The organism is Paractinoplanes globisporus DSM 43857, assembly GCF_000379645.1.
Classification (GTDB): domain Bacteria; phylum Actinomycetota; class Actinomycetes; order Mycobacteriales; family Micromonosporaceae; genus Actinoplanes; species Actinoplanes globisporus.
Genome location: NZ_KB903295.1, coordinates 320,206 through 345,840, shown reverse-complemented (window position 1 = coordinate 345,840; position 25,635 = coordinate 320,206). Strand labels below are relative to the sequence as shown.

25 protein-coding genes are annotated in these 25,635 nt (G+C 71.5%); 19 read left to right on the top strand and 6 right to left on the bottom strand.

What is annotated here, in order from left to right:
- Positions 1 to 6 precede the first annotated feature (6 nt).
- Together A3CQ_RS0108350 and A3CQ_RS0108345 are read left to right on the top strand one after the other, a co-directional pair.
- A complete protein-coding gene (locus tag A3CQ_RS0108350) occupies positions 7 to 1,269 on the top strand; it encodes a sensor histidine kinase (RefSeq protein WP_245577121.1) in 1,263 nt (420 codons plus the stop codon).
- Complete coding sequence (locus A3CQ_RS0108345) at positions 1,266 to 1,907, top strand: response regulator (protein WP_020510472.1); 642 nt, start codon at positions 1,266 to 1,268, stop codon at positions 1,905 to 1,907. The genes A3CQ_RS0108350 and A3CQ_RS0108345 overlap by 4 nt, the downstream gene beginning before the upstream one ends.
- 4 nt (positions 1,908 to 1,911) lie before the next feature.
- Here the strand turns inward: A3CQ_RS0108345 and A3CQ_RS0108340 are convergent, their stop codons facing one another.
- Entirely contained in the window at positions 1,912 to 2,334 is a 423-nt protein-coding gene (locus A3CQ_RS0108340) for a hypothetical protein (protein WP_020510471.1), read from the bottom strand.
- A 153-nt stretch (positions 2,335 to 2,487) separates the two neighbouring features.
- Here A3CQ_RS0108340 and A3CQ_RS0108335 point away from each other — a divergent pair, with 153 nt between their 5' ends.
- The 4 genes from A3CQ_RS0108335 (at position 2,488) to A3CQ_RS0108320 (ending at position 6,041) form a co-directional block, all read left to right on the top strand.
- A complete protein-coding gene (locus A3CQ_RS0108335; RefSeq protein WP_020510470.1) occupies positions 2,488 to 3,060 on the top strand; it encodes a histidine phosphatase family protein in 573 nt (190 codons plus the stop codon).
- 7 nt (positions 3,061 to 3,067) lie between these two features.
- On the top strand, positions 3,068 to 4,441 hold the full coding sequence (locus tag A3CQ_RS0108330) for an MFS transporter (protein WP_020510469.1): 1,374 nt from the start codon (positions 3,068 to 3,070) through the stop codon (positions 4,439 to 4,441).
- Between the two features lie 258 nt (positions 4,442 to 4,699).
- Entirely contained in the window at positions 4,700 to 5,095 is a 396-nt protein-coding gene (locus A3CQ_RS57175; RefSeq protein WP_020510468.1) for a hypothetical protein, read from the top strand.
- Between the two features lie 115 nt (positions 5,096 to 5,210).
- Positions 5,211 to 6,041 carry an EamA family transporter gene (locus A3CQ_RS0108320; protein ID WP_020510467.1) on the top strand — a complete coding sequence of 277 codons (831 nt, stop codon included), beginning with the start codon at positions 5,211 to 5,213 and terminating at the stop codon, positions 6,039 to 6,041.
- Between the two features lie 9 nt (positions 6,042 to 6,050).
- Here the strand turns inward: A3CQ_RS0108320 and A3CQ_RS0108315 are convergent, their stop codons facing one another.
- Positions 6,051 to 6,494 carry a winged helix-turn-helix transcriptional regulator gene (locus tag A3CQ_RS0108315; protein WP_020510466.1) on the bottom strand — a complete coding sequence of 148 codons (444 nt, stop codon included), beginning with the start codon at positions 6,492 to 6,494 and terminating at the stop codon, positions 6,051 to 6,053.
- 85 nt (positions 6,495 to 6,579) lie between these two features.
- Between A3CQ_RS0108315 and A3CQ_RS0108310 the strand changes: the two genes are divergently transcribed.
- Complete coding sequence (locus A3CQ_RS0108310; protein WP_020510465.1) at positions 6,580 to 7,449, top strand: aldo/keto reductase family oxidoreductase; 870 nt, start codon at positions 6,580 to 6,582, stop codon at positions 7,447 to 7,449.
- A 61-nt stretch (positions 7,450 to 7,510) separates the two neighbouring features.
- Positions 7,511 to 8,689 carry a serine hydrolase domain-containing protein gene (locus tag A3CQ_RS0108305; protein ID WP_020510464.1) on the top strand — a complete coding sequence of 393 codons (1,179 nt, stop codon included), beginning with the start codon at positions 7,511 to 7,513 and terminating at the stop codon, positions 8,687 to 8,689.
- A gap of 3 nt (positions 8,690 to 8,692) precedes the next feature.
- Here A3CQ_RS0108305 and A3CQ_RS0108300 read toward each other — a convergent pair whose 3' ends face one another.
- Positions 8,693 to 9,187, bottom strand: coding sequence for a VOC family protein (locus A3CQ_RS0108300; protein ID WP_020510463.1), 495 nt, complete (start codon positions 9,185 to 9,187; stop codon positions 8,693 to 8,695).
- Between the two features lie 15 nt (positions 9,188 to 9,202).
- Positions 9,203 to 10,021 (bottom strand): maleylpyruvate isomerase N-terminal domain-containing protein, encoded by an 819-nt coding sequence (locus A3CQ_RS0108295; protein WP_157295511.1) that lies wholly within the window; start codon positions 10,019 to 10,021, stop codon positions 9,203 to 9,205.
- A gap of 104 nt (positions 10,022 to 10,125) precedes the next feature.
- Here A3CQ_RS0108295 and A3CQ_RS0108290 point away from each other — a divergent pair, with 104 nt between their 5' ends.
- From A3CQ_RS0108290 to A3CQ_RS51995, 3 genes are all read left to right on the top strand, one after another.
- A complete protein-coding gene (locus tag A3CQ_RS0108290) occupies positions 10,126 to 10,587 on the top strand; it encodes a MarR family winged helix-turn-helix transcriptional regulator (RefSeq protein ID WP_020510461.1) in 462 nt (153 codons plus the stop codon).
- 91 nt (positions 10,588 to 10,678) lie between these two features.
- Positions 10,679 to 11,080, top strand: coding sequence for a hypothetical protein (locus A3CQ_RS0108285; protein ID WP_157295508.1), 402 nt, complete (start codon positions 10,679 to 10,681; stop codon positions 11,078 to 11,080).
- Positions 11,077 to 13,821, top strand: a complete 2,745-nt coding sequence (locus A3CQ_RS51995) for a tetratricopeptide repeat protein (RefSeq protein WP_020510459.1) — start codon at positions 11,077 to 11,079, stop codon at positions 13,819 to 13,821. The genes A3CQ_RS0108285 and A3CQ_RS51995 overlap by 4 nt, the downstream gene beginning before the upstream one ends.
- 7 nt (positions 13,822 to 13,828) lie before the next feature.
- Here A3CQ_RS51995 and A3CQ_RS0108275 read toward each other — a convergent pair whose 3' ends face one another.
- A complete protein-coding gene (locus A3CQ_RS0108275; protein WP_020510458.1) occupies positions 13,829 to 16,225 on the bottom strand; it encodes a beta-glucosidase family protein in 2,397 nt (798 codons plus the stop codon).
- A gap of 36 nt (positions 16,226 to 16,261) precedes the next feature.
- Between A3CQ_RS0108275 and A3CQ_RS0108270 the strand changes: the two genes are divergently transcribed.
- Both A3CQ_RS0108270 and A3CQ_RS0108265 read left to right on the top strand, forming a co-directional pair.
- The gene (locus tag A3CQ_RS0108270) at positions 16,262 to 17,266 is read left to right on the top strand and encodes a LacI family DNA-binding transcriptional regulator (RefSeq protein ID WP_020510457.1); all 1,005 of its coding nucleotides are present in this window, start codon (positions 16,262 to 16,264) and stop codon (positions 17,264 to 17,266) included.
- Between the two features lie 120 nt (positions 17,267 to 17,386).
- Positions 17,387 to 17,857 (top strand): hypothetical protein, encoded by a 471-nt coding sequence (locus A3CQ_RS0108265; RefSeq protein ID WP_020510456.1) that lies wholly within the window; start codon positions 17,387 to 17,389, stop codon positions 17,855 to 17,857.
- 137 nt (positions 17,858 to 17,994) lie between these two features.
- Here A3CQ_RS0108265 and A3CQ_RS51990 read toward each other — a convergent pair whose 3' ends face one another.
- A complete protein-coding gene (locus A3CQ_RS51990; protein WP_245577119.1) occupies positions 17,995 to 18,492 on the bottom strand; it encodes a hypothetical protein in 498 nt (165 codons plus the stop codon).
- A gap of 250 nt (positions 18,493 to 18,742) precedes the next feature.
- On the opposite strand from A3CQ_RS51990, the gene A3CQ_RS0108255 reads away from it, so the two are divergent.
- From A3CQ_RS0108255 to A3CQ_RS0108230, 6 genes are all read left to right on the top strand, one after another.
- A complete protein-coding gene (locus tag A3CQ_RS0108255) occupies positions 18,743 to 20,038 on the top strand; it encodes an efflux RND transporter periplasmic adaptor subunit (protein WP_020510454.1) in 1,296 nt (431 codons plus the stop codon).
- Positions 20,039 to 20,106: 68 nt separating this feature from the next.
- Entirely contained in the window at positions 20,107 to 20,862 is a 756-nt protein-coding gene (locus A3CQ_RS0108250) for a response regulator transcription factor (RefSeq protein ID WP_020510453.1), read from the top strand.
- Positions 20,859 to 22,379: a sensor histidine kinase gene (locus A3CQ_RS0108245; RefSeq protein WP_020510452.1), complete on the top strand. Its 1,521-nt coding sequence runs from the start codon at positions 20,859 to 20,861 to the stop codon at positions 22,377 to 22,379. The genes A3CQ_RS0108250 and A3CQ_RS0108245 overlap by 4 nt, the downstream gene beginning before the upstream one ends.
- Positions 22,380 to 22,443: 64 nt before the next feature.
- Positions 22,444 to 23,688, top strand: a complete 1,245-nt coding sequence (locus tag A3CQ_RS0108240; RefSeq protein WP_026205451.1) for an efflux RND transporter periplasmic adaptor subunit — start codon at positions 22,444 to 22,446, stop codon at positions 23,686 to 23,688.
- Positions 23,685 to 24,422, top strand: a complete 738-nt coding sequence (locus tag A3CQ_RS0108235) for an ABC transporter ATP-binding protein (protein WP_020510450.1) — start codon at positions 23,685 to 23,687, stop codon at positions 24,420 to 24,422. The genes A3CQ_RS0108240 and A3CQ_RS0108235 overlap by 4 nt, the downstream gene beginning before the upstream one ends.
- Complete coding sequence (locus A3CQ_RS0108230) at positions 24,419 to 25,630, top strand: ABC transporter permease (protein ID WP_020510449.1); 1,212 nt, start codon at positions 24,419 to 24,421, stop codon at positions 25,628 to 25,630. The genes A3CQ_RS0108235 and A3CQ_RS0108230 overlap by 4 nt, the downstream gene beginning before the upstream one ends.
- Positions 25,631 to 25,635 lie beyond the last annotated feature (5 nt).

Sequence of the window (25,635 nt, the reverse complement as noted above, 5' to 3'; positions counted from 1 at the left end):
AGCGCGATGGCGACGTGGCAGATGTCCGGGCCGGAGGGCTGGGACCGGCGGTTCCGGCCCTTGGTCACCGTGGTCCCGTACGCGCTGCTGGCCGTCATGACCGCCGTGACCCTCGCGTTCCGGCGGGGCCAGCCGGGCGCCCTCGCGGTCGACCTCGTGCTGTGCGCGGCGGCCGCGGCGTGGAGCCTCGCGCTGTTCACCCTGCGGCCGGCGTGGCGCGACCGCCCGGTCGTGATGGGCGCCTTCCTGGCCGGGCTGATCCTGTTCGGGCTGGTCATGGTCGTGCGGGACCCGTGGTGGGGCTTTTACTCGACGGCCCTGTACCTGTACGCGTTCCGGATCATCGGCTGGCCGCACGAGCTGTACTTCATCACCGGCGCCGCGGTGGTGGCGGGCACGGCGCAGGCGACCGGGGTGGAGATCGGCACCTGGCTCGGCCGCGCGCAGTTCCTCGCGGTCCTGGCGGCCAACGTCGTGCCGATGTGCCTGCTCGCCTGGTTCGGCGAGATCGGCACCAAGTACTACGACACCCGGGAGACGGCGCTGCGGGAGGCCCGGGCGGCCAACGCGCGGCTGGCCACGGCGCTGACCGAGAACGCGGCGCTGCAGCAGCGGCTGGTCGAGCAGGCCCGCGCGGCCGGCGTCCTGGACGAGCGGGCGCGGATGGCCCGGGAGATCCATGACACCCTCGCCCAGGGCCTGACCGGCATCGTCACCCAGCTGCAGGCGGCCGAGCACGCGGCCGACGACCCGCCGGCGTGGCGCCGGCACCACGCGGCGGCGACCGCGCTGGCCCGGGAGAGCCTCACCGAGGCGCGGCGCTCGGTGAACGAGCTGCGGCCGGAGCCGCTGGAGACCGGGCGCCTGGCCGACGCGATCACCGAGGTGGCGGCCAAGTGGTCGGCCCGGCACGGCATCCCGGCCGGGGTCACCGTCACCGGCGAGACCCGCGCGATGCGCCCGGAGGCGGAGGTGGCGCTCCTGCGTACGGCCCAGGAAGCTCTCGCCAACGTCGCCAAGCACGCGCCGACCGCGAGCCGGGTCGGCCTCACGCTCTCCTACATGGACCGGGAGACCGCCCTCGACGTCCGCGACGACGGCCGGGGATTCGACCCGGCCCGCCCGGACGGCAACGGCTTCGGGCTGGAGGCCATGCGGCAGCGGATCGAGGCGCTGTCGGGGACGTTGCAGATCGAATCGGAGGTGGGAGTCGGCACCGGGATCTCGGCCTGCCTGCCCGCCCCGCTCGCGCCGGAGGTGCGCTCGTGAACGACCCGATCAAGCTGCTGATCGCCGACGACCACCCGGTCGTCCGGGACGGGCTGAGCAGCATGTTCGCCCGCGACCCCGAGTTCACCGTGGTCGGCGAGGCGTCCGACGGCGCCGAGGCGGTGCGGCTGGCCGAGGCGCTCGGGCCGGACGTGATCCTCATGGACCTGCGGATGGCCGGGATGGACGGGGTCACCGCGATCGGCGAGCTGGCCCGGCGCGGCGTGCCGGCTCGCGTGCTGGTGCTGACCACGTACGACACGGACAGCCACGTGCTGCCGGCGATCGAGGCCGGGGCGACCGGTTACCTGCTCAAGGACGCGCCCCGGGACGAGCTGCTGCGGGCCGTGCGCTCGGCGGCCCGCGGCGAGGTGGCGCTCTCGCCCTCGGTCGCGGCCCGGCTGATGAGCCGGCTGCGCACCCCGGCGCCGTCGACCGGGCCGCTGAGCCAGCGCGAGCTGGACGTGCTGCGGCTGGTCGCGTCGGGCAACACGAACCGGGAGGCGGCCGCCCAGCTGTTCATCACCGAGGCCACGGTCAAGACGCACCTGCTCAACATCTACGCCAAGCTCGACGTCAACGATCGCGCGGCGGCGGTCGCCGAGGGCTACAACCGGGGCCTGCTCGGAAAGTCCTAGAAATTCACGACGCCTCGACCGTGAGCGGGGTTTCCTGGGCGTACGCGGCCCGCATCAGCGGCAGCACGTTGAGCGGGGTCAGATAGGGCTGGAGCCGCCGGACGTACGCGGCCTGGGACAGCACCGTCGCGCGCAGCTCGGTCAGCGAGTGCGCGCCGCGGCGGACGTGCTCGGGCATGCCCAGCGCCGCGCCCACGACCAGCGCCGGCAGGTCGGCATCGAACCGGACCGCACCCAGCTCCTTGCCGACGTGCGTCGTCACCGCCCGGGCCACCGGGTCGAGCACGACCTCGTACGTCACGCCCAAGGCGAAATACTCGACCCGCCCGGGGCCCGTGACCGGGCCGGACAGGCCGTACTCGGAGACCAGGAAGCGGAACGCCTTCGCCACCTCGGTCTCGAACGATCGTGCTACCGAGACGCCCATCGCGACCCCCGATCCGCGGAAGCCTTAAGTAAGGATTAGATCGACAAAAGCAGATGCGATGCCCGCGCGCAACGGGATCTCAGCATCGATCTTGGCTGTGGTCGCGGGCACGTCCGGGCGCGCCGGGGCGCGCGGGCGGGTAGAAAGAAGGGCATGGCGGAGATCGTGCTGATCCGGCACGGGCAGACGGAGTGGAGCGCGGCCGGGCGCCACACCTCGTACACGGATCTTGACCTGACGCCGGAGGGCGAGCGGCAGGCCCGCGAGGCCGGGCGCCGGCTCTCGGGGCGTACCTTCGCCGCGGTTTTCTCCTCGCCCCGGAAGCGCGCGCTCAAGACCGCCGAGCTGGCCGGGCTCGAGGTCACCGAGGTGACCGACGACCTGGCCGAGTGGAACTACGGCGAGTACGAGGGCATCACCACCGCCGCCATCCAGGAGTCGAACCCGGGCTGGTCGCTGTGGACCGACGGCGCGCCCGGCGGCGAGTCGCCCGACCAGATCGCGGCACGCATCGACCGGGTCCTCGCCCGGGCCCTCGAGCTCACCGCACTCGGCGATGTCGCGCTGATCGCTCACGGACACTCGCTGCGGGTCGCCGGCGCGCGCTGGATCGGCCTGCCCGCGTCCGGCGGCGGCAAGCTCAAGCTCGGCACCGCGACGCTCTCCACCCTCGGGTTCGAGCACGGCAACCAGGTGATCGACTCCTGGAACGCCGGTGCATCATGATCTACTCATGACGAGAGGTGCGCGCTGGCTGGCCCTGCTGGTGGCCGGCGCGTTCTTCATGGAGATCCTGGACGCCACGGTCATCGCGCCGGCGGCGCCGCACATCGCCGAGGACCTGCGGGTCGCGGCCGTCTCGATAAACGTCGCCATCACCGCGTACGTCCTGACGCTGGCCGTGCTCATCCCGATCAGCGGGTGGCTCACCGAGCGGTTCGGCGCCCGCCGGATCTTCACCCTCGCGATCGTCGTCTTCACGCTGGCCTCGGCCGGGTGCGCGGCGGCCACGAGCCTGCCGATGCTGGTGGCGACCCGGGTGCTGCAGGGGGTCGGCGGCGCGATGATGGTGCCGGTCGGGCGGCTCGTGGTGATCCGGACGACCGAGAAGACCGATCTCGTACGGGCCATCGCGTACCTCACGTGGCCGGCGCTGGTCGCCCCGCTCATCGCCCCGGCGCTCGGCGGTGTGCTGAGCACGTATGCGTCCTGGCGGTGGATCTTCTTGATCAACGTGCCGCTGGGGCTGATCGCGCTGCCTCTGGCCCTGCGGCTCGTGCCGGAGGTGCGCTCCGACGACGCCGGCCGGCTCGACGTGCGGGGCTTCCTGCTCGCGGCGTGCGGCATCGCGGCGCTGGTCTTCGGCCTGGAGGGAGTCGCCGCGACGCGCCCGCGGTGGTCGCTGGCCCTCTCGGCCCTGGTGCTGGCGGCGGCCGCGCTGACCGCGACGATCCTGCACCTGATGCGGGCCGAGCGGCCGCTGGTCGACCTGCGGATCCTGGCGGTGCGGACCTATCGGGTGACGGCGTTCGGCGGCTCGGTCTTCCGGGCGGTGATCACGGCGATCCCGTTCCTCCTGCCGCTGTTCTTCCAGCTCGGCTTCGGCTGGAGCGCCGCGCACGCGGGCCTGCTGGTGATCGCCCTGTTCGCCGGCAATATCGGGATCAAACCGGCGACCACGCCGCTGATGCGCCGCTTCGGGATGCGTACGGTGATGTTCGGCTCGGTGCTGGCCTCGGCCGCCTGCCTGGTCGGGATCGCCTGGCTCCAGCCGACGACGCCGCTGCTCCTGCTGCTCGGCCTGCTGGCGCTGAGCGGGGTCTTCCGCTCGGTCGGCTTCACCACGTACAACACGGTTGCCTTCGCCGACGTGCCACAACCCCGGATGACCAGCGCGAACACGCTGATGTCCACGGTCCAGGAGCTGGGCGGCGGCCTCGGCGTCGCGGCCGGCGCCCTGCTCGTGCGGCTGGGGGCGGGGGTCGGCGCGGACGGCGACGGGCCCTACCGGTTCGCGTTCGTGCTGCTCGCGCTGCTGCTGGCGGTGCCCGCCGTGGAGGCGTTCCTGCTGCCGCGCGAGGCCGGCAACGTCGTGGCCGGCCGCTGATCTCCGCCGGCTCTGTTCGCTGCGTAACAGAAGTTTTACAAAGAGCCCGGGAAGGCGTCGTCCGGGGTTTTGGTGGCCACTTCAGCCCGGCGGAGGCGCTACGGCCTGCAGTTGCAGCCAGATCGCTCACGAGCGACGTGCGCTCGTGCTCGGATCGTACAATATGGTGTTTTAAATGGTTTTCAAGGTTGCAGGGGGTATTGGCGTCGGCCGAGTGGGTGACTGTCTTGTGTTGACGTTGGTGGGAGCATCCCGGGGGTGACTCGCCTGCTTCCCCTTCCGCTCCTCGCGCTTTTCGCCGTTTCGGGGTGTGCCGATCAGGCTGCCCCGGCCGCGGCCACCGATGCCAAGCCGATCTCGCCGAACGAGTTCGCCAGTCTCAAGGCCGAGCCGGACCAGAAGTATGCGGACGCCTACATGGCCGCGCTGAAGACCATCAGCCCGGAATTGGTCGCGGGGAAGACGCGGGACGCGATGGTCGACCTCGCCCGGGACCAGTGCACGACGATCGAGGAGTTCCCCGGCAACGAGGCGAAATGGCTGTGGTGGACCAACCAGCGATTCACCTCCGCCCAGCACCCGAAGGGCTTCGGGGAGGCCACCGCCAAGAAGATCCTGGCGACGGTCCAGAAGTACATCTGCCCCAACTACTGAGGCTAACCCGATAGAGCGTCCCCCTGCAGGCGACTGACCTGCGGTTTTGTGGTCGGCATCATCGGCGCATGAGTTCAGGTGTATCGGGCGCCCACGGCGAAGCCTCCTAACCGGCATGGCGTGGGCGATGACGGCCGCGGCGGGGGCGGCTGTGGCCTGGGGGGTCTCCGACTTTCTCGCGGGGGTGCTGGCCCGCCGCACGCCGGTGCTGACGATCCTGATCGGTTCGAAGATCGCGGCCATGCTGCTGGTGCTGGTGGTCGCGGCGGTGCGGGCGGTCCCACCGGTCCGGGACGAGCGGCTGTGGCTCGCGGTCGCGGCCGGGCTGGCCGGGCTGCCGGCGATGGGGCTGCTCTACAGGGCGATGCGGGACGGTTCGCCGGCGGTGGTGGCGCCGGTCGCCGCGATCGCCGCGCTGGTTCCGGCGGGCTGGGGGCTGCTGCACGGCGAGCGTCTCGGTGCGCTCGCCGGGCTCGGGGTCGCGACCGGGCTGGCCGGTGTCACGATGGCGAGCTGGCCGGTCGCGGGCGCGGCGCTGTGCCCTCGGCGGCGGGCGGCGAGCCTGTGCGCGCCGGCCGCGGCGCTGGGCTTCGGCGCCTACTTCGTCCTGCTGCACGAGGCGGGCGAGGCGGACCAGTTCTGGGCGCTGGCCGTCACCCGGATCACCGAGGGCGTGGGCGCGCTGCTGCTCGCGGTGGCCCTGCGCCGATGCGACCGCACGCTGCTGCGGGCACCGATCGTCGTGGTCGGGGCGTCGGACGTGCTCGCCGACGCCGCCTTCGTGGTGGCGGCCGCGGCGGCGCTCACGCCCGCGTCGGTGGTGGCTTCGCTCTATCCAGCGGTCACGTTGCTGCTCAATCGCTCGGTGCTGCGCGAGCGACTGCACACCGTGCACCTGTACGGGGTGGTGACCGCGCTCTTCGCCGTCGCCTGCCTGGCCCGATGACGCCTGCATTCACTCCGCGTGGTTGTCGTACGTCTCGCGGTTGGCGAGCACGTCGTCCATGTGCGTTTCGGCCCAGGCCTTCAGGGCGCGCACAGTGTCGTGCAGAGAAAGGCCGAGGCCAGTCAGCTCGTAGGTGACCGTGACGGGCACGGTCGGCGTCACGGTGCGGGTGATCAGACCGTCGCGCTCCAGGGAGCGCAGCGTCTGCGTCAGCATCTTCTGGCTGACGCCGGCCAGCAGGCGCGACAGCTCGGAGTACCGCATCGGCCGGGGCTCACCGGCGCAGTCGGCGCCGAATCGATGCGAGCCGTCGCTGCCCAGCGCGGACAGGACCAGCGTGACCCATTTGTCCGCGATGCGGTCGAGCAGCTTGCGACTGGGACATTGCGCCAGGAAGGCGTCGTAGTCCGCCTTGGCTTGTGCCCTCTTCTGCGCCGCTGTCGTCGTCGCCATCCCACCGCTCCGTCCTCGCCCGGTGCGCTACGCACCTTGGGGTGCCCACTTCCCATCAGGAAGCTACCCCCCGAATGTGGAGCGCATGGCACTCACCACTCTTCCCGGCGGCATCTGGACGCTGGGCGACCTCACCGTCACCCGTTTCGGCTACGGCGCCATGCAGCTCGCCGGCCCAGGGGTCATGGGACCGCCGGCCGACCGCGACGGCGCCGTCGCCGTGCTCCGCGAGGCGGTCGCGGCAGGCATCACGCACATCGACACCTCCGACGCCTACGGGCCGCATGTCACCAACCGGCTGATCCGTGCGGCGCTGCACCCGTACGGCGGCTCCCTGCACATCGTCACCAAGGTCGGTGCGACGCGTGACCAGCGGGGCGGCTGGCCCGTGGCCCGTGATCCGTCGAGCCTGCGCCGGTCCGTACACGAGAATCTGGAGAACCTCGGTCTCGACGTGCTCGACCTGGTCAACCTCCGGCTCGGCGACGCCGGGGGACCTCAGCCGGGCTCGATCGCCGAGGCGTTCGGGACGCTCGTCGAACTCCGGCGGGAGGGCCTGATCCGGCACCTCGGACTGAGCAACGCGAGGCCGGAACAGGTCGCCGAGGCGCAGTCGATCGCACCGATCGTCTGCGTGCAGAACATGTACAACCTCGTGCACCGCCAGGACGACGAGCTGATCGACGTGCTCGCCGCCCGGGGCATCGCCTACGTGCCTTTCTTCCCGCTCGGCGGCTTCAGCCCGCTGCAGTCGTCGTCGGCGCTCTCGACCGTGGCCGCCCGCCTGGGGGCCACATCGATGGCCGTCGCCCTGGCCTGGCTCTTGCGGCGCTCGCCGAACATCCTGCTGATCCCCGGCACCTCGTCCACCGCGCACCTGCGGGAGAACATCGCGGGCGCGGGAATCGCTCTCTCGGACGACGACCTTGCCGAGCTCGACAAGATCGGCCGCTGACGGACCGCGAGGAGGCGGCGCGACGTGTAATTTGCCAACGGGCGAGACAAGGAGGAGACAGGTGACCGCTGGTGGCTTCTCTTCGAAACGGCTGGCTCGGCTGCGCGGGCTGACCGAGCACTACGTCGACTCCGGCTTCGTCCCGGGCATGGTCGTCGTGCTTGCCCGCCACGGCGAGGTGCACGTCGAGGCGACGGGCCATCTCGCGTTCGAGGGTGCGGGGTCGGCGACGCCGATGGCGACCGACACGATCTGCCGCATCGCGTCGATGACCAAACCGATCGTCGCGGCCTGTGCGATGACGCTCGTCGAGGACTGCACGCTGCGCCTCGACGACCCGGTCGACGACCTGCTGCCCGAGCTGGCGGAGATGACCGTTCTGGTCGATCCGGACGGGCCGCTGGACGACACGGTTCCGGCGCGGCGCCCGATCGCGCTCCGGGATCTGCTCGCCTTCACCCTGGGCACCGGCATGGTCCTCGCCGAGCCCGGCACGGCCCCGATCGGCGACGCGCTGGCCGCGGTCGGCGCGCCACCGCCGGACGAGTGGATCGGCCGGCTCGGCGCGCTCCCGCTGGTCCATCAGCCCGGCGAGCGCTGGATGTACGAGACCGGCGCCGATGTGACCAGCGTGCTCGTCGCCCGGGCCACCGGCATGTCCTTCGGGGAGGCGCTGCGGGAGCGGCTCTTCGATCCGCTCGGGATGAAGGACACGGCATTCATGGTGCGCGCCGAGAACCTCAACCGCTTCGCCACCGCGTACGCCGTCGGCGGCGGCCCGGTCGTCGAGGACGCCCCGGACGGGCGGTGGAGCCGGCTGCCGGTCTTCGAGGACGGTGGCGGCGGGCTCGTCTCGACCGCCGACGACTTCCTCGCCTTCGGCACGGCGCTGCTCGAGGGCGGTTCCCGAGACGGTGTGCGGGTGCTCTCGCGGCCGGCGGTGACGCTGATGACCGCCGACCACCTGAGCCCGGCGCAGAAGGCGGTCTCCGGCTTCTGGCCGGGCTACTTCGACGACGTGAGCTGGGCCTTCGGCATGAACGTCCGGACCCGTCGCACGCGCGTCGGTCCCTCGGTGGGCACCTACGGATGCCCCGGCAAGTACGGCACCGCCTGGTACAACGATCCCGCCGAGGACCTGACGGCGGTCGTCATGATCCAGCGGGAGCACGCGGGAGACCAGCGCCTGCCGATGTGGAACGACATCTGGACCACCATCTACCAGGCGATCGACGACTGACCGCTACAGGACTTTGGTGCCGTACATCTCGCCGAGCGGGTCGGCTAGTAGCTCGAGGCGGGCGCCGTCGGGGTCTCGGAAGTAGGTCGACGTGCCGCTCTCCACGTCGTAGGGGACCCCGGCGGCGTCCAGTTTGGTCTGCAGGTGGCGCCACCGCTCGGGCGTCACCGAGATGGCCAGGTGGTGCAGGCCGCCCAGGACCTCGGCGTACGGGCCGAGGTCGAGGCCGGGCAGGTCGAAGAACGCCAGCAGGTTGCCGTTGCCGATGTCGAAGAAGAAGTGGTTGGAGCCGGGATAGTCGCGGTTCTCGAAGATCTCGGTGAGCGGGAACTCGAGCACGCCCTGGTAGAAGTCGATCGTCCGGCGCACGTCCGAGCAGATCAGCGCGAAGTGGTGCAGGCCGCGCGCGCTGGACGGCGGGCGGTCGGGTTGCTCACGCAGATAATCATTTTTGATGCGTACGCGTTCGGCAGCGATCGCCTCGAGGTCCAGCGCCATGGCGTGCCTCCTACCTCAGATCCGGAAGAAACCGCCGAGGAACCGCTGAGCCAGGTCGCGGTCGCCGCGGGCGGTTCCGGCGTTCGTCCGTCCGTAGGCGGTGAGGACGAAACTACCGGGGTCGAACTCGATCACGCAGGACAGGTCGCCGATCGAGCCCTGGCTGATCGCGGCGCCGGACGGGCCGAGGGCGACGCGGGTGTCGCCGGCGTTGGCGCCCGAGGTGATCCGGATGCCGAGCTCCATCGGCTCGGTCTCCGGGCCGACGAGCGGGGTCGCCGACCAGAGCACGTAGCAGAGCGGGACGAGCAGATCGGCCGAGCGCGCCTCCAGCGCGTGCGGTTTGCCCACACCCTGCCTGATGTCCCAGCTGTGCACGGAGTAGTCGACGAGCTGGAAGACCGGGTAGAAGAAGGCGGGCAGCGGGCCCATGTACTTGTGCGGCACCAGCAGCCCGGACCAGTCCTGTTCGGTCAGCTCCTCGGTGATGCCGAGCATCCGTTCCAGCGCCACCGCGAGCCGGTCCAGCGCCTCCTTGCGTTCCAGCGCCCGGAACTGCCGGGCGCCGCGGTCGACGTGCACCGCCATGTCGCGCAGCGGCGCCGCTTCGGGCGGCGGCGTGCCGGTGCGGGCGGCGTCGAAGCCGACGAAGTACGTCTCGGTGGTGTCGATGAGGTGCCCGAAGACGTCGCGCACCTGCCAGTCGCCGGCGCCGGTCGGGGCCATCCAGGTCTCCGGCTCCTCGGCGAGGGAGAACATGCCGGCCGCCTCACGGCGTACGGCGTCGACCAGATTGGTCTTGCTCTCGTAGCTCATGAAATTCCACGCACTCATCGAAATCCTCCGCAGTGAGGTTCGTGGAGCGAATGTGGTTGCCGTGGCAACCAGATTCCTCCGCGGGCCGGGCCGCGTCAACCGCCCGCCCGTAACATGCGAGAGTGACGACCGACGTGCGCTGGCTCGACGCCACCCAGATGCGGGCCTGGCGGGGATTCCTCGACCTGCACGCCCGGCTCGCGGCGAAACTCAACCGCGACCTGCAGCGGACCTCGGGCCTGACGCTCTCCGACTACGACGTGCTCGTCCACCTCACCGACGTGCCCGAGGGGCGGCTGCGCGCCTTCGAGCTCGGCGACGGCCTGCAGTGGGACAAGAGCCGGGTGTCCAAACAGGTCGCCCGGCTGGCCGCCCGCGGCCTGGTCGCCAAGGAAGAGTGCGAGGCCGACCGGCGCGGGGCGTACGTGGTGCTGACCCCGGCCGGCCGCGAGGCGATCGAGGCGGCGGCGCCCGCCCACGTCGAGCTCGTGCACCGGCTGGTCTTCGACACGATCACGCCGGAGCAGGTACGCGAGTGGGCCGCGATCAGCCGGGCGATCCTGCAGCGGATCGAGGCCGGCTAGCGCTTGGCTGGCGCACCGCATCCGGTCGGCCGATCTCGCATCGCACAGTGGGCCGGTGCCCGGGGCGACGGTGACCGTCGACAATGTAGTCGTGACCGTACGCGGTGGTAGGCGCTGGTGGGTGGTCGGCATCCTGGTGGTCCTGGGGCTGGCGGTGTTCGCACTGGGCAGGTACCTGGCGGGGCGGGATCTGGCGACGGCCGACCAGACCGCCAGCGTGATCAGCATGTTTCTCACGATCGCCGGGTTGGCGGTGGCCGTGTACGCGGTGATCCAGGACCGCCGCGCCGCGTCATCAGGCAGCACTCAGCCGGTGCGGTCCGCCGGAACGGGCGGGCCACCGGAGCCGGTTGCCGGTCCGGCGCCGGGTGACGTGGAGAACCGTATCGAGGGCGGCACCTTCCACGGCCCCGTGATCATGAGTCGTGACGTGCGCGACGTCGTGCTACCCCCACCGGAGTCGCCCGGCCGGCGTGGGGACCGGGCCGGGTGACCACCAGCGCTCCGGTCCCGGCCGGCGGTGTGTCGAACCAGATCACCGGAGGGGTGTTCTTCAGCGCGGTCATCCAGGGCCGTGACGTCCAGGTCGTGCTGCCGCCCGAGATCCAGCCGGCCTTGACCGGGCTGCCCCCGGCGTCGTCGGTGTTCACCGGCCGCGAACAGGCGGTCGGCGCACTGCGGAACGCGCTCGCGCCCGCCCGGCCCGGCGGCGTTCAGCTGGTGTCCGCGGTGGCCGGGATGGCGGGCATCGGCAAGACCGAGCTGGTGTTGCAGACCGCGCGCGACGTGCTGGCCGCCGGCTGGTTCCCCGGTGGGGTGTTGTTCGTCGACATGTTCGGCTACGACTCCGATCGCCGGATGACAGCCGCGGACGCGCTGGCCGGGTGGCTGACGGCGATCGGCATTCCCGGCGAGCACATTCCCGCCGGAGAACAAGACCGATCCCGGCTGTGGCGCAGCGTCCTGAATGCCTACACCGGCCAGGGCCGCCGGCTGCTGCTGATCATCGACAACGTGTCCAGCGAGGACCAGGTGCGCCCGCTGCTCTTCGGCGATGGGCGGGTACCCGCGCTGCTGACCTCCCGGCACACCCTCGATCTGGATGCCCGCCTGCACGACGTGGACGTGCTCGGCCCGGACGCGGCACTGGCAATGATCGGTGAGGTACTCGCCGCCCGGCGGGGCCCCGACGACCCGCGCCTGCTTCCGGAGGCGCGGGCCGGGCTCGCCGGCCTGGTCGAGGTGTGCGCCGGACTGCCCCTCGCCCTGCGGATCGTGGCCGCGTTGCTGGCCGACCGTCCCCATCTGCGCCCCCAGGCCATGGTCGAGCGGCTGCGCGGCGACCGGCACCGCCTCGATGGGCTTTCCCGCCAGCAGGCCGCGGTGCGGGCCGCGTTCGACATGTCCTACCGGCACCTGAACGACGCGCAGGCGCGGCTGTTCCGGTTGCTGCCGGTCAATCCCGGCCCCGACATCGCCACGGCTGCTGTAGCCCGCCTTGCCGACCTCGGCGAACAGCAGGCCGCCGGGCTCCTGGCGGACCTGGAACGGGCTCATCTGATCACCGAGCCCGCCGCGGAGCGGTGGAGCATGCACGACCTGCTGCGCCTGTACGCCACCGGACAGCAGTCCGCCGACGGCGAGCAACTCGAGGTCGATCAGGCTCGCGAACGCCTCTACGGCTATTACCGGGACACCGCTCGCGAGGCGAACACCCATTTGTCCGCTACGACTCCGTCCGAGACCAGCACGTTCGGCGATCGATCCGCGGCACTGGCCTGGTTGGACGCCGAACACACCAACCTGATCGCCACCGTGACCGCCGCCCCCGACCACGTGGCCGTGACCGCCGCCGTCCTCGCCGCCGTCCTCATCCCATTCCTGGATTTCCGACGCCATTTCACCGATTGGCTCACCATCATGACCAGGGTTGGTGACTTCTGCCGGGCCCGGGGGGACAAGTACGGCGAGGCCTTCGCGTCGGACAGCCGTGGCCTCGCACTGCGGCAGCTGCGCCGATTCGACGAGGCCATCGCGGCCCACACCGAGGCCCGTGTGACCTTCCGGGCCAAGGGGGACCGCCATGCCGAAGGTGTCGCATGGGACGGCCTCGGCCTCGCACTGCGGAAGCTGCGCCGGTTCGACGAGGCCATCGAGGCGCACACCAGGGCGCGCCTTATCTTCCGGGCCATCAGAGACCCGCACGGCGAGGGCATCGCGTGGCACAACCTTGGCTCGGCACTGGCGGAGGCGCGACGGTTCGACCGGGCCATCGCGGCGTACGCCGAGGCGGGCGTCATCTTCCGCACCACCGGCGACCGGTACGCCGAGGGCGGCGCATGGGGTGGCCTCGGTTCGGCCCTGACGGACGTTCGCCGGTTCGACGAGGCCGTGGCAGCTCACACCAAGGCCCGCGACATTTTCCGGGCCGCCGGTGACTCGCACGGTGAGGGCACCGCGTGCAACAACCTGGGCACGGCTCTGCGACGCCTGCGCCGATTCGACGAGGCGGTCGAGGCGCTCACCAAGGCTCGTGACATCTACCGGGCGACGGCGGACCAGCATGGGGAGGGCCTGGCGTGGAACAACCTCGGCCTGGCACTGGCCGACACCGGTCGGTACGACGAGGCGGTCGAGGCGCACACCAAGGCCCGTGACATCTACCGGGCGATCGGGGACCGGCATGGCGAGGGTATGGCCTGGAACAACCTCGGCCAGGCGCTGGCCGACTCCCGTCGGTACGACGAGGCTGTCACCGCGCACACCAAGGCCCGTGACATCTACCGGGCGACCGGGGACCGGTACGGCGAAGGCAGCGCGTGGAACAACCTCGGCCTGGCGTTGACCGGGCTGCGCCGATTCGAGGAGGCTGTCGAGGCCCATGCCGAGGGCGGCGTCATCTTCCAGGAGATCGGGGATCGGTACGCCGAGGGCGCCACGTGGAACAACCTGGGCACGGCTCTGCGACACCTGGGCCGCATCGACGAGGCTGTCGCCGCGCACACCAGGGCCCGAGACGTGTTCCGGGCAATCGAAGATCGGCACGGCGAAGGCAGCGCGTGGCACAACCTCGGCCTGGCACTCGTCGAAATGCGCCGGATCGATGAGGCCCGTGCCGGCTGGGAGCAGGCGCTGGCCGCGTATACCGGCACCGACGATTCCCATAGGGCGGACACTGTCCGGAAGCTGCTCGACCGGCATCCGCCGTCCACAATCCCGGACGACGTCCGATGACCTGTCGTCACACCGTGCTGACCAGCGTGGCTCGGATGTCACCGAGGCCACGGGCCACGAGGAAGGTGCCACCGCCCGACAGCCGGGTCCAGGACGCGGTGCCGGTGTCCCACTTGCGCCACAGGCGGGGATCGGGGGAGACCGTCACGCGGGCCGACTCGCCGGGGTCCACTGTCGCGGCGGCCCAGCCGACCAGGCGGACGGGCTCGTCGGGCTCGACCGGGCGGAAGTAGACCTGGACCACCTCGCGGCTGCGGTGGGCGCCGACATTGGTGACCGTGGCCGTGACCGTGCCGTCGTCGCGCAGGGAAGCGTCCGAGTACTCCCACTTGCCGTAGCCGAGGCCGTGCCCCAGCCAGAACGCGGGGGCCGGGGCGCGGCCGGCGTGGTGGCCGCGATACCCGATGAAGGTGCCCTCGGTGTACGGGAGCTTGCCGTCGACCGGGGTCACCGACCAGGCGGGCGCGGCACCGTCGGCGGCGGGGAAGGTGGTGACCAGCCGGCCGGCCGGCTCGATGTCGCCGAGCAGGGCGGCAGCGACGGCGTGGCCGCCCTCCTGGCCGGGGAGGCCCGCCCAGAGCACGGCATCCACCCGGGACAGCCACGGCATGAGCACCGGGGTCGCGGCATTGACGACGACGACCGTACGGCGTGCCGCGCCGGCCACCGCCTCGACCAGGGCGTCCTGCGCGCCGGGCAGCCGGAGGGTGGACTTGTCGACCGACTCGGTCTCCTGCTCCTCGGTGAGGCCCACGACCACGACCGCCACGTCGGCGTCCGCGGCCGCGCGCACCGCGTCGTCGATCACGTCGACCGTGTCCCGCGGGGTGTTGAAGCCGATGAGCCCGAAAAGGCCCATGTGGTAGGTCAGCGCGACCGTGGCGGTGAAGACATCGCCCGACGAGACGGAGAACCGGGAGGTGCGCAGCGGGGGAGTGAGCACCTCCTCGCCGAAGCCGTTGCCGCTGGCCACCAGCGAGTACGACTCGTCCCGGCCGGCGGCGGAGACGGTCCAGTCGCCCACGCCCAGGACACCCAGCTCCACCGACCCGGTGACCGTGACGCGCCCCTCGAGCCGGGCGGAGGCCACCGTCCCCGGGAAGTCGTCGTCCATCCCGACCATCGTCGTGGACCGCGGGCAGAACCGTTCCTCGAGCACCGCGCCGCCGGCGTCCAGCAGCGTCACCCGGATCCCGTCGGCGCCGGTGACCGGGTCGACCAGGAACCCGTCCCGGGCGGGAACCGGCTTGGTGCGCACCTCCACGCCGTCGACGACGATGGTCTGACCATCGCCGAGCAGGGAGGTCAGACCGTTTGCCACGCTGACCTGGTAGGGCGGATTGACCTGGGCCGAGCCGCCGCCCATGTCGATCGTCTCCACCGCGTGCCGGCCGATCACGGCCACCCGGCTGGAACGCTCCAGCGGCAACACGTCCGCCTCGTTCGTCAGGACTGTCATCCCGGAAGCGGCGAGGCGAGTGAGCTGTGCACCGCGTACGGGCGAATCGGGAAGCGGAAGCGACGACGGCCAGGAACGCCCGGCGCCGAGCGCGCCCACCCGCTGGGCCAGGAGGAGAAGTCGCGAGAGGTGGTCGTCGACGACGGCCTCGGAGACCGCGCCCGAGCGCACCGCCGCGACCAGGGCGTCACCCCACGGACCGTCCGGACCGGGCATCACCAGGTCGAGCCCGCCGTTGGCCGCCGCCGCCGCGGTCTTCGTGGCGAACCAGTCGGACATGACCAGCCCGGGCCAGCCCCACGAGTCCTTCACGATCGAGTTGATCACGTGGTCCTGCTCGGTGGCAGCGACCCCGTTCACGTCGTTGTAGGCGGCCATCATCGACCAGGCGTCGCCGTCGAGCGCGGCGATCTCGAACGGCAGCAGGTACAGCTCGTGGAGCGTCGCCTCGTCGACCACACTGTCCACCGTGTTGCGATCGGTCTCCGACTCGTTCGCCACCAGGTGCTTGAGGCAGGCGGCGATCCCCTTCTCCTGCATGCCGCGCACATAGGCCGCGGCGAGCTTCCCGGTGAGCAGAGGATCCTCCGAGTACGCCTCGAAGAGCCGGCCGCCGAGCGCGGAGCGATGCAGGTTGATCGTCGGGCCGAGCACCACGTGGATCTCCTGCGCCATCGCCTCCTCGGCCAGCAGCGCACCGACCTCGTGCAGAACGTCCGCGTCCCACGTCGAGGCGAGCAGCGTGGCGTTGGGGAACAGCGACACCACCCGGCCGCCGGAGAACTTCAGCCCGCGCACCCCGGTCGGCCCGTCGGAGAAGCGCAGCTCGCCCAGCCCGATGCCCGGGGCGGGGTGCAATGTGAAGGCGGAGGCGCCGGTGAGCAGCCGCACCTTTGCCGGCAGATCCAGCGACTTGACGAGGGCGGTGAGGTCGTCCGTGGTCATGGTCTAATGGTTACACGTGTAAGTAAGCTTGTCAGTATGACCGACCACAACACCCGTCGCGTCACCAGCGCCGACGTGGCGCGCCTGGCGGGCGTCTCCCGCGCCACCGTCAGCTACGTGCTCAACGAGACGCCCGGGCAGACCATCTCGATCAGCACCCGCGGCCGCGTCCTCGACGCCGCCGCCCGCCTGGGTTACGCGCCCAGCGCCGCCGCCCGCACCCTGCGCACCGGCCGCTCCGACGTCGTCCTCTGCCTGCTGCCCGACTGGCCGATCGGCCCCGAGGTCGGCCTGATGCTGGCCAGCCTCTCCACCGCGCTGGCCCGCCACGGCCTCACGCTGGTCGTGCACCCCGGCAACCAGGAGGACCGGCCGATCACCGAGATCTGGAAGGCGATCACTCCCGCCGTGGTGATCGCGTACGCCGACTTCTCCGAGGGCGAGGTCGCGGCCATGCACGCGGCGGGCGTCGAGCTGGTGGTGGCGCTGCTGGGCCGGGGCGCGCAACGCGGCCGGCACGAGCTCGGCTTGCCGCAGCAACTGGTCGGGTGCCGCCAGGCGGCGCATCTGGCCGCCACCGGGCACACCAGCATCGGCTACGCCTACCCCGACGACGACCGCCTGCGCATCTTCGCCGAGCCGCGGCTGGCCGGCGTCCGCGACGAGTGTCAAGAACGGAACCTCGCCGGTCCGGCGATCGAGACGGTCCCGCTCGACGCCATTCAAGCAGCAGATTCCGTACGACGGTGGCACGCGCAAGGCGTCACGGGCGTGTGCGCGTACAACGACGAGGTCGCGCTCGCGGTGCTGGCCGGCGTACGGGAACTGGGTCTGCGAGCGCCCGGCGACCTGGCCGTGATCGGCGTCGACGACATCCCCTCGGCCCGCCTGGCCGCACCCCCGCTGACCACGGTCACCACCGACCAGGCCGCGCAGGCCGCCTACCTCTCGGCGACGGTACTGGCCGCGATCAGCGGACACCCAGGCCCCGCCGTCCCCAGCGCCGAACTGATCCAGCTGGTCAGGCGGGAGAGCGCGTAGAACCGAGATCATCGGCGTACATGAAACGCACAGGCACGCCACATGGGTGCCTCAGGCTGCGGGCGAATGGTGAAGGTGACCCGGAAAGAAACAGCACCTCAGCACCAGGGGGACCGCGCCATGCTCGTGCAGCTCAACCGCAACACCGGCGCCCGCGACTTCAGCGCCACCGCGACCGGCCTGCCACTGAACCCGGCAGCCCTGCCCGCCACCACGGGCCTCAATCCGGTGGTAGCCGTCCTGGGCCCCACCGCCCGAGTGAACGGCCTGGCCCAGCACCTCCCCGCCGGCTGGTCCGTCCGCTACGCCAAGGACCTGGACGACGTCTCCCCCGACGAGCTCCTGCTGTTCACCGGCCCCGCGATCCGCGACGTAGCCCTGGCCCGCCGCCTCCTACCCGGCCGCACCCAGTTGGTAGCCCTGGTGGACGACGCCGCCCCCGCCGAAACCGTGGCCGCCGTACTGACGGCCGGCGCCGACGCCTGCGTACGAGGAGGCCAGCCCGCCATACTGGCCAGCCACCTGGTCGCCTGCCGCCGCCGCCAGGTGGCCGGCCGCTGGACCCAACTGAACCGCCAGGACCGCATCTGACAACTTCCCGGCGGTCTTGAAACCCGAGACGCCCGCGACGCGCCGGGGGAGGTTCACGTCGCGAGCGCCCCGGAGTCCTCGAACCGCGCCGCCGCTGCCAAGACGAGGGACAGGCAGCGACGACGCGGAGACACACCTCAGGAAGTCGGGGTAGCGCTCGCCTGCGGCTGCAACACCCGGCAGGTCTCCAGCGCCTTCTTGACCGTCGCGTCATTGGTATCGAGCCGGCCATCCGTGGCCGTGACCCCGTGATCCTTGAGGCAGTTCTGGAACGCCGCGTTCATCCCGTTCCCGCGCCCACCACCCCCGAACGACGGCCGCACCGAAGCACAAGCCTCCTGCGCCTTCTGCCAAGTGGCGTCATCCACGCCCGCCGGCTTCTGGAACCCGCCACCACCGCCCGGGAACCCACCCCCACCGGTCCCGCGACTACCGGACGGACGGGGCATCCCCGACGGGAACCCCGCCCCCGAGGGCCGCGGCCCCCGCGACGGAACAGTGATGGTCACACCGTTCTTCTGCAGGCATTCGGTATAGGCCGCGAACTCGCTGTTACGCCCGTTCCCGCCGCCGTTCGAGGAGTCGGAGCCGCCGCTGCCGCTACCGCTGCCACCGCACGCCGCCAGCAGCAGCACGGCTGCGGACGCGACAGCCAATACCGCCGCGCGACGGGGCGCCCGGAAACTTGCTGTGCGCACGATGCCCTCTTTCCTCGGTCGAAGGGTGACGACCCACCCAAGCCCGGCCACCTTCGGAGAACGTCGGGGGATCCTCAGAGTTCGCTCGGAGCCGCTGTGCCCACGCTGTGCACGTGATCTTCGCTCCGAGGGAACTCCGAGGTGAGACCGAGGCGGCGGCGAGGACCGGACGGAACACTTTCCGGCCATGGGTGAAGCTCTGGCCGGTCGACGGCGCTGGGTCTGGGTCGCCGCGGCTGTGGTCGTGCTCGCGCTGATCGTCTACGGGGTGGTGCACGCGCTGACGGCGGGCGCCACGGAGAAGCCGAAGGCGGCCGCGACGGCGACCGTCGACCGCGGCGCGGTGACCACCGAGGTGGCGACCACGGGCACGTTGCAGCCGGCGCAGACGCGCAGTCTCTCGTTCGCGGTGAAGGGCACGGTCGAGTCCATCTCCGTCCGGGCCGGCAGCAGCGTCGGCGCGGGTCAGTCGCTCGCCAAGGTCGACGACACGGACGCGGCGCAGGCCGTGAGCGACGCCCAGAGCTCCCTGGACGACGCCGAGGACGCGCTGACCGAGGCCCGGGACAACGCGGCCAAGGCGACCACGGCGGCGGCCGCGTGCGGGACGAATGTGGCGGCGGCGTGGACGTCGACCTCGCCCACGGCCTCCCCGTCGGCGACCGCGTCTCCGTCGGCCACCGCTTCCCCGACCGCGACGAGGACGACTTCCCCGGCGGCCACCAGGACCGCCACCCCGACGGCCACGCCCACCAGGGGCTCGACGTCGGGCGGCACCCGCAGCGGCGGCACGGGCACCGGCGGCACCGGCTCCTGCGGCACCGGCTCGGGCAGCTCCTCCGGCGGCCAGCAGGGCGGCGGCCAGAACAGCGGCGGCGGCACCGACGCGATCTTCAGCGCGCAGGAGCGCGTCACCCAGGCGAACACCACGCTGGAGCAGGCCGAGGAGGCCCTCGAGGGCGCCACGATCACCGCCCCGATCGCCGGCCGGATCATCAGCGTGAGCGGCAAGGTGGGCAGCCAGGTCAGCGCCGGCTCGACCTTCATCACCCTCGCCGACGTGTACGACATGCAGATCAGCGCGGACTTCCCGGAGGCGGACGCCGACCGGTTGGCGATCAAGCAGAACGGGGTGATCACCCTGGCCGACCGTCCCGGCGACAGCTTCAAGGCAACCGTCGTGCAGGTCGACCCGACCGGCACCAGCGACGGCACGATGGTCCGCTACGGCGTCCTGCTCTCCTTCGTCGACGCGCCGCAGGACCTGCTGGTCGGCCAGAGCGCGAACGTCAAGGTCACCACCGGCTCCAAGGCCGACGTGCTGCGGGTGCCGAGCACGGCGGTGCACAACGTGCAGGGCGACACCGGTACGGTGCTCAAGAGCGGCGCTCAGGTGAAGGTCGGCGTCGGCCTCCGCGGGGACCAATACACCGAAATCACCTCCGGACTCACCGAAGGCGATCAAGTCAGCCGATCCTGGTGACTCTCCGGCACAGCGGCCTCTCGCGGAATTCATAGGGAATTCCTAGGTAGCGTTGATATCCCTTTCACGTGCTATCTGATTCCCGATCCTCCGTCGCGCTCGGCGACCCTCCGGCGCGCGCCGCCCGGGTCCTGGTCGTCGACGACGAGCCGAACATCTCGGCCCTGCTCAGTGCCACGCTCCGGCTGGTCGAGTTCGAGGTGCGGGTGGTCGACTCGGGCCACCGGGCGCTGGTCGCGGTCGAGGAGTTCGAGCCCGACCTGGTCGTGCTCGACGTGATGCTGCCCGACCTGGACGGCTTCGACGTCGCGAGACGGCTGCGCGCCACCGGCAGCCGGGTGCCGGTGCTGTTCCTCACCGCCCGCGACGCGGTCGAGGACCGGATCTCCGGGCTCTCGGCCGGCGCCGACGACTACGTCACCAAGCCGTTCAGCCTCGAAGAGGTCGTGCTGCGGATCCGGGCGATCCTGCGGCGCAGCCAGCCCGAGCTGGAGGCGCCCGCCCACGACTCCGGCGTGCTGCGCTACGCCGACCTGGAGCTCGACGAGGACGCGCACGAGGTGCGGCGGGCCGGTCGGCTCATCGACCTGTCGCCGACCGAGTTCAACCTGCTGCGCTACCTGCTGATCAACGCGGGCCGTGTGGTGAGCAAGGCGCAGATCCTCGACCGGGTCTGGAAGTACGACTTCGGCGGCGACGGCCGGATCGTCGAGTCGTACGTCTACTACCTCCGTCGCAAGATCGACAAGACCGATCCGCCGCTGATCCACACGGTCCGGGGCGTCGGCTACGCGCTGCGGCTGCCACGCGGCGGCGAGGAGTGAACTACCGGCTCCGCTGGCGACCTCGGCGGTGGGGCCACTGGAGTCTGCGCGCCCGCCTCGTGCTGGTGGTCGGCGCGCTCGCCGCGGTCGGCCTGATCGTCGCCAACGTCGCGGGCCTGGTGCTGATCCGCGGTTACCTGCTGGGCCGCATCGACGACCAGCTGCGCGGGATGATCCGGCCGTTCTCCGAGGAGCGGCCGGCCGGGGTGACGTACGTTCCGCGCGGCCGCTTCGGCCGTCTCGGGCCCGAGCAGGTCATGTACCTCTACAACCCGGACGGCACGCTCGACCTCGACCGCAGCTCGCCCAGTGACGCCACCCGGCCGCGGGTCGAGCCGGTCGCCGACGTCCGGGCCCGCGCCGCCGCGCCGAAGCCGTACACGGTTCCGGCCGCCGACGGCAGCGCCGACTGGCGGGTCATCGCCGTCGCCGACCCGAGCGGCACCGGGGTCGCGGTCATCGGGCAGTCGCTGTCGGAGGTGCAGCAGACCACCGACCAGCTGCTGCTCATCGACGCCGGAGTCTCGCTGCTGGTGCTGGCCCTGCTGGGCGGGGCAGCGTGGTTCGTGGTGCGGCTCGGCCTGCGCCCGCTCACCGACATGGAGGAGCTGGCCACCGACATCTCGGCCGGCAACCTCTCCGGCCGGGTCGCCGACACCGACACGCACACCGAACCCGGCCGCCTCGGCCTCGCCCTCAACTCGATGCTCACCCGCATCGAGACCGAGGTCGACGCCCGCACCGCCAGCGAGCGCCGGCTGCGGCAGTTCGTCGCCGACGCCTCGCACGAGCTGCGCACCCCGCTCACCTCGATCCGCGGGTTCGCCGAGCTGTACCGGCGCGGCGGCGCCCCGCCCGGAGCGGCCCTCGACGAGACGATGAGCCGGATCGAGAGCGAGGCCGGCCGGATGGGCGTACTCGTGGAGGACCTGCTCATGCTCGCCCGGCTCGACCAGCAGCGGCCGCCCGCGCTGCGCCCGGTCGACCTGCTCGAGATCGCCGCCGACACCATCCGCGACGCGCACGCCCGCGTACCGGGACGGCCGGTCCGGCTGGCCGGGCTCGAGGACGACACCGACACGTTCGAGCCGGCCACCGTGCTCGGCGACGAGCACGGGCTGCGGCAGGTCGCCACCAACCTGGTCTCCAACGCGCTGCAGCACACACCCAACCGGGCCGAGGTCACCGTACGGGTGGGACGCCTGGCGGCCCGGCCGCCGAACGCGACCACCGTGCTCTCCGGGCCGGCGACGGTACGGCCCGGGCTGCCGCTGGCCGTCTTCGAGGTCACCGACAACGGGCCCGGCGTGCCGCCCTCGCACGCGCCGCGCGTCTTCGAACGGCTCTACCGCGCCGACTCCAGCCGCACCCGCGGCCGGGGCGGGGGCTCCGGCCTGGGCCTTTCCATCGTCGCCGCCATCGTTCATGGTCACGGAGGGTGGGTCGAGCTCGACGCGCCACGGGGAGGAGGGGCCACTTTCCGGGTGCTGCTGCCCACTTCCGGTGACGCGCCGTGAGATTCCGAGCTGGCTCCGAGGTTCCGACGAAGATCCTCCCAGGCCGCCGCACCACAGTGTCGGCATGCCAGCGCGCCTTAACCTGCGACGTCCCACGGTGGCGGTCAACGCCGCCCTGGTCGTCGCCCTCGTCGCCGGGGCCTTCTGGGCGTACGAGACCCTGTCCGGACCGGCAACCACGACGGCCGCCAACGCCTCGGTGCGCTCGGTCCCGGTCCAGCAGGGCACGGTCACCAAGACTGTGACCGCGGACGGGACCGTCGAGAGCGCGAGCACGGCGAGCGCCAGCTTCGTGACCGGCGGAACGGTCACCTCGATCAGCGTCAAGGTCGGCGACCTCGTCAAGAAGGGCCAGGTGCTCGCGAAGGTCGATCCGGCCGACGCGCAGCGCACGCTCGCCGCCGCCGAGGCCGACCTGGACGCCGCGAACGACGCGCTGACCCGGGCCGAGGACGCCAGTTCCGACACGTCCAGCGCCGAGAACGAGGTCGAGCAGGCCAAGCTCGCGGTCGACGAGGCACAGGCCGGCGTGGACGGGACGGTGCTCACGGCCCCGATGGCCGGCACGGTGACCGCGGTCAACGGCACGCTCGGCAGCTCGTCCTCCGGTACCGGCTCGTCGTCGTCCTCGTCCTCATCCTCCGGCGGAGGCAGCGGCAGCCAGGGCGGTGGAAGCAGCGGTGGCGGATCAAGCGCCTCGTCGTCGTCCTCCTCCTCGTCCTCGTCGTCGGGGTTCATCGCGATCGAGGACCTCACCAAGCTCCAGGTCAGCGCCGCCTTCGCCGAGGCCGACGCGACCAAGCTCAAGGAGAAGCAGGTCGCCCAGGTCACCTGGAACGCGCTGTCCGGCGCCGAGGCCACCGGCAAGGTCACCGCGATCGACCCGTCGGCGACCACGTCCAACAGCGTCGTCACGTACGGGGTGACGATCGGCATCGACAAGATCCCGACGGGCGCGAAGGTCGGCCAGACCGTGTCGGTGTCGGTCACGACCGGCAGCGTGCAGAACGCGACCTACGTGAACTCGGCGGCGGTCACCACGGTCGGCAACCGGCACACGGTCACCGTGCTGAACAACGGCACGCAGGAGGTCCGGCCGGTCGAGATCGGCCTCGAGGGCGACGAGGCCATCCAGATCACCTCGGGCGTCCAGGCCGGCGAGCAGGTCGTGCTCAAGACCACCTCGAGCAGCACGAGCGGCAACAACCAGTTCCCCGGGGGCGGCGCCGGCTTCGGCGGCAACTTCGGCGGTGGAGGCAACTTCGGCGGCGGCACCGGCCGCGGCACGGGCGGCGGGGGCACTCGATGACCAAGCCGGTTCTCGACGTCCGCGACCTCAAGAAGATCTACGGCGAGGGCGAGGCGACCGTGCACGCGCTGCGCGGGGTGTCGCTGACCGTCCACCGTGGCGACTACGTGGCCATCATGGGCTCGTCCGGCTCCGGCAAGTCGACGCTGATGAACATCCTCGGCGCCCTCGACGTACCCACGTTCGGCAGCTACCACCTGGACGGCGTGGACGTCAGCAAGCTCGCCGACCGCCAGCTGGCCCTGGCTCGCAACCGGCTCATCGGCTTCATCTTCCAGGCGTTCAACCTCATTCCGCGTACGTCGGCCGTGGCCAACGTGGAGCTTCCCCTCGCGTACGCGGGAGTGAAGCCCAAGGAAAGACGGCGCCGCGCCCTCGAGGCGCTCGAGGTGGTCGGCCTGGCCGACCGTGCCCGGCACGAGCCCAACCAGCTCTCCGGCGGCCAGCAGCAGCGCGTGGCGGTGGCCCGCGCGCTGGTCACCGAGCCGGCGCTGCTGCTCGCCGACGAGCCCACCGGCAACCTGGACAGCCACTCGACGCACGACGTGCTCAACGTCTTCGACCAGCTGTCCGCCGCCGGGCGCACCATCGTGATCATCACGCACGAGCCCGAGGTCGGCGCCCGGACCAAACGGCTGGTCCGGCTGGTCGACGGCGAGATCGTCGAGGACACCCGGCAGTCGCCGATCCATCTGCCGCCGGTTGGCGCCTTCGCAGGACGGCACGCCGTATGAGCTTCAAGGAAGTTGTTCGTTTCGCGCTGCGCGGCCTGTCCGCCAACAAGCTGCGCTCGGCCCTGACGATGCTCGGCATCCTCATCGGCGTCGCGGCGGTGATCCTGCTGGTCGCGGTCGGCAACGGCTCGGCCAAGGCGATCAGCGACCGGATCGAGGCGCTGGGCACCAACACGATCACGGTGATGAGCACCGGCCGCGGCGGCTCCAGCAACACGGCGCTGACCACCGACATGGCCGACGCGATCAGCGACCCGACGATGGCGCCCGACGTGAAGTCGGTGTCGCCGGTGGTCAGCTCCTCCGCGACGATTACGTACGAGGGCACCGACCACGACGTCAACTCGTTCGTCGGCACCACGCCCGGCTGGTTCACCGCCTCGAACACGCCGATCGGCACCGGCAGCGGCTTCACCGCCGACGACGAGACGCAGGGCCGGCGGGTCGTGGTGCTCGGCCAGACCGTGGTCGACGAGCTGTTCCCCGGCGTCGACCCGATCGACAAGCAGGTGACCGTCGGCGGCGCGTTGTTCACAGTGGTCGGCGTGCTCAAGGAGAAGAGCTCCACCGGCTTCCAGGACGCCAACGACACCGCGGTCGCTCCGCTGAGCGCGGTACGCCAGGTGCTCACCGGTTACGGCGCGCTGAACTCGATGCTGGTCGAGGCCAAGGACCCCGGCAAGGTGGACACCGTGGAGTCCGAGGTGTCCACGATCCTCGATCAGCGGATGACCAAGACGGCCACCTCGTCCACCAGCTCGTCGACCACGCCGTACCGGATCCAGAACGCCTCCCAGCTGCTGGAGACGCAGACCGCGACGGCCGACACCTTCACCACGCTGCTCGGCGCGGTCGCCGCGATCAGCCTGCTGGTCGGCGGCATCGGCATCACCAACATCATGCTGGTCACCGTCACCGAGCGGACCCGGGAGATCGGCATCCGCAAGGCGCTCGGCGCGCCGCGACGGGTGATCCTGACCCAGTTCCTGATCGAGGCCACCCTCCTGAGCGTGATCGGCGGCGCCCTCGGCGTCGTGGCCGCGCTGGTCGGCAGCAGCTTCGAGATCGTCGGGGTCAAGCCGGTGATCGTGCCCAGCTCCATCGGGCTCGCCCTGGGCGTGTCCATCGCCATCGGACTGTTCTTCGGCGGCCTGCCCGCCAGCCGCGCCGCCCGCCTGCGTCCCATCGACGCGCTGCGCTACGAGTGAGGACC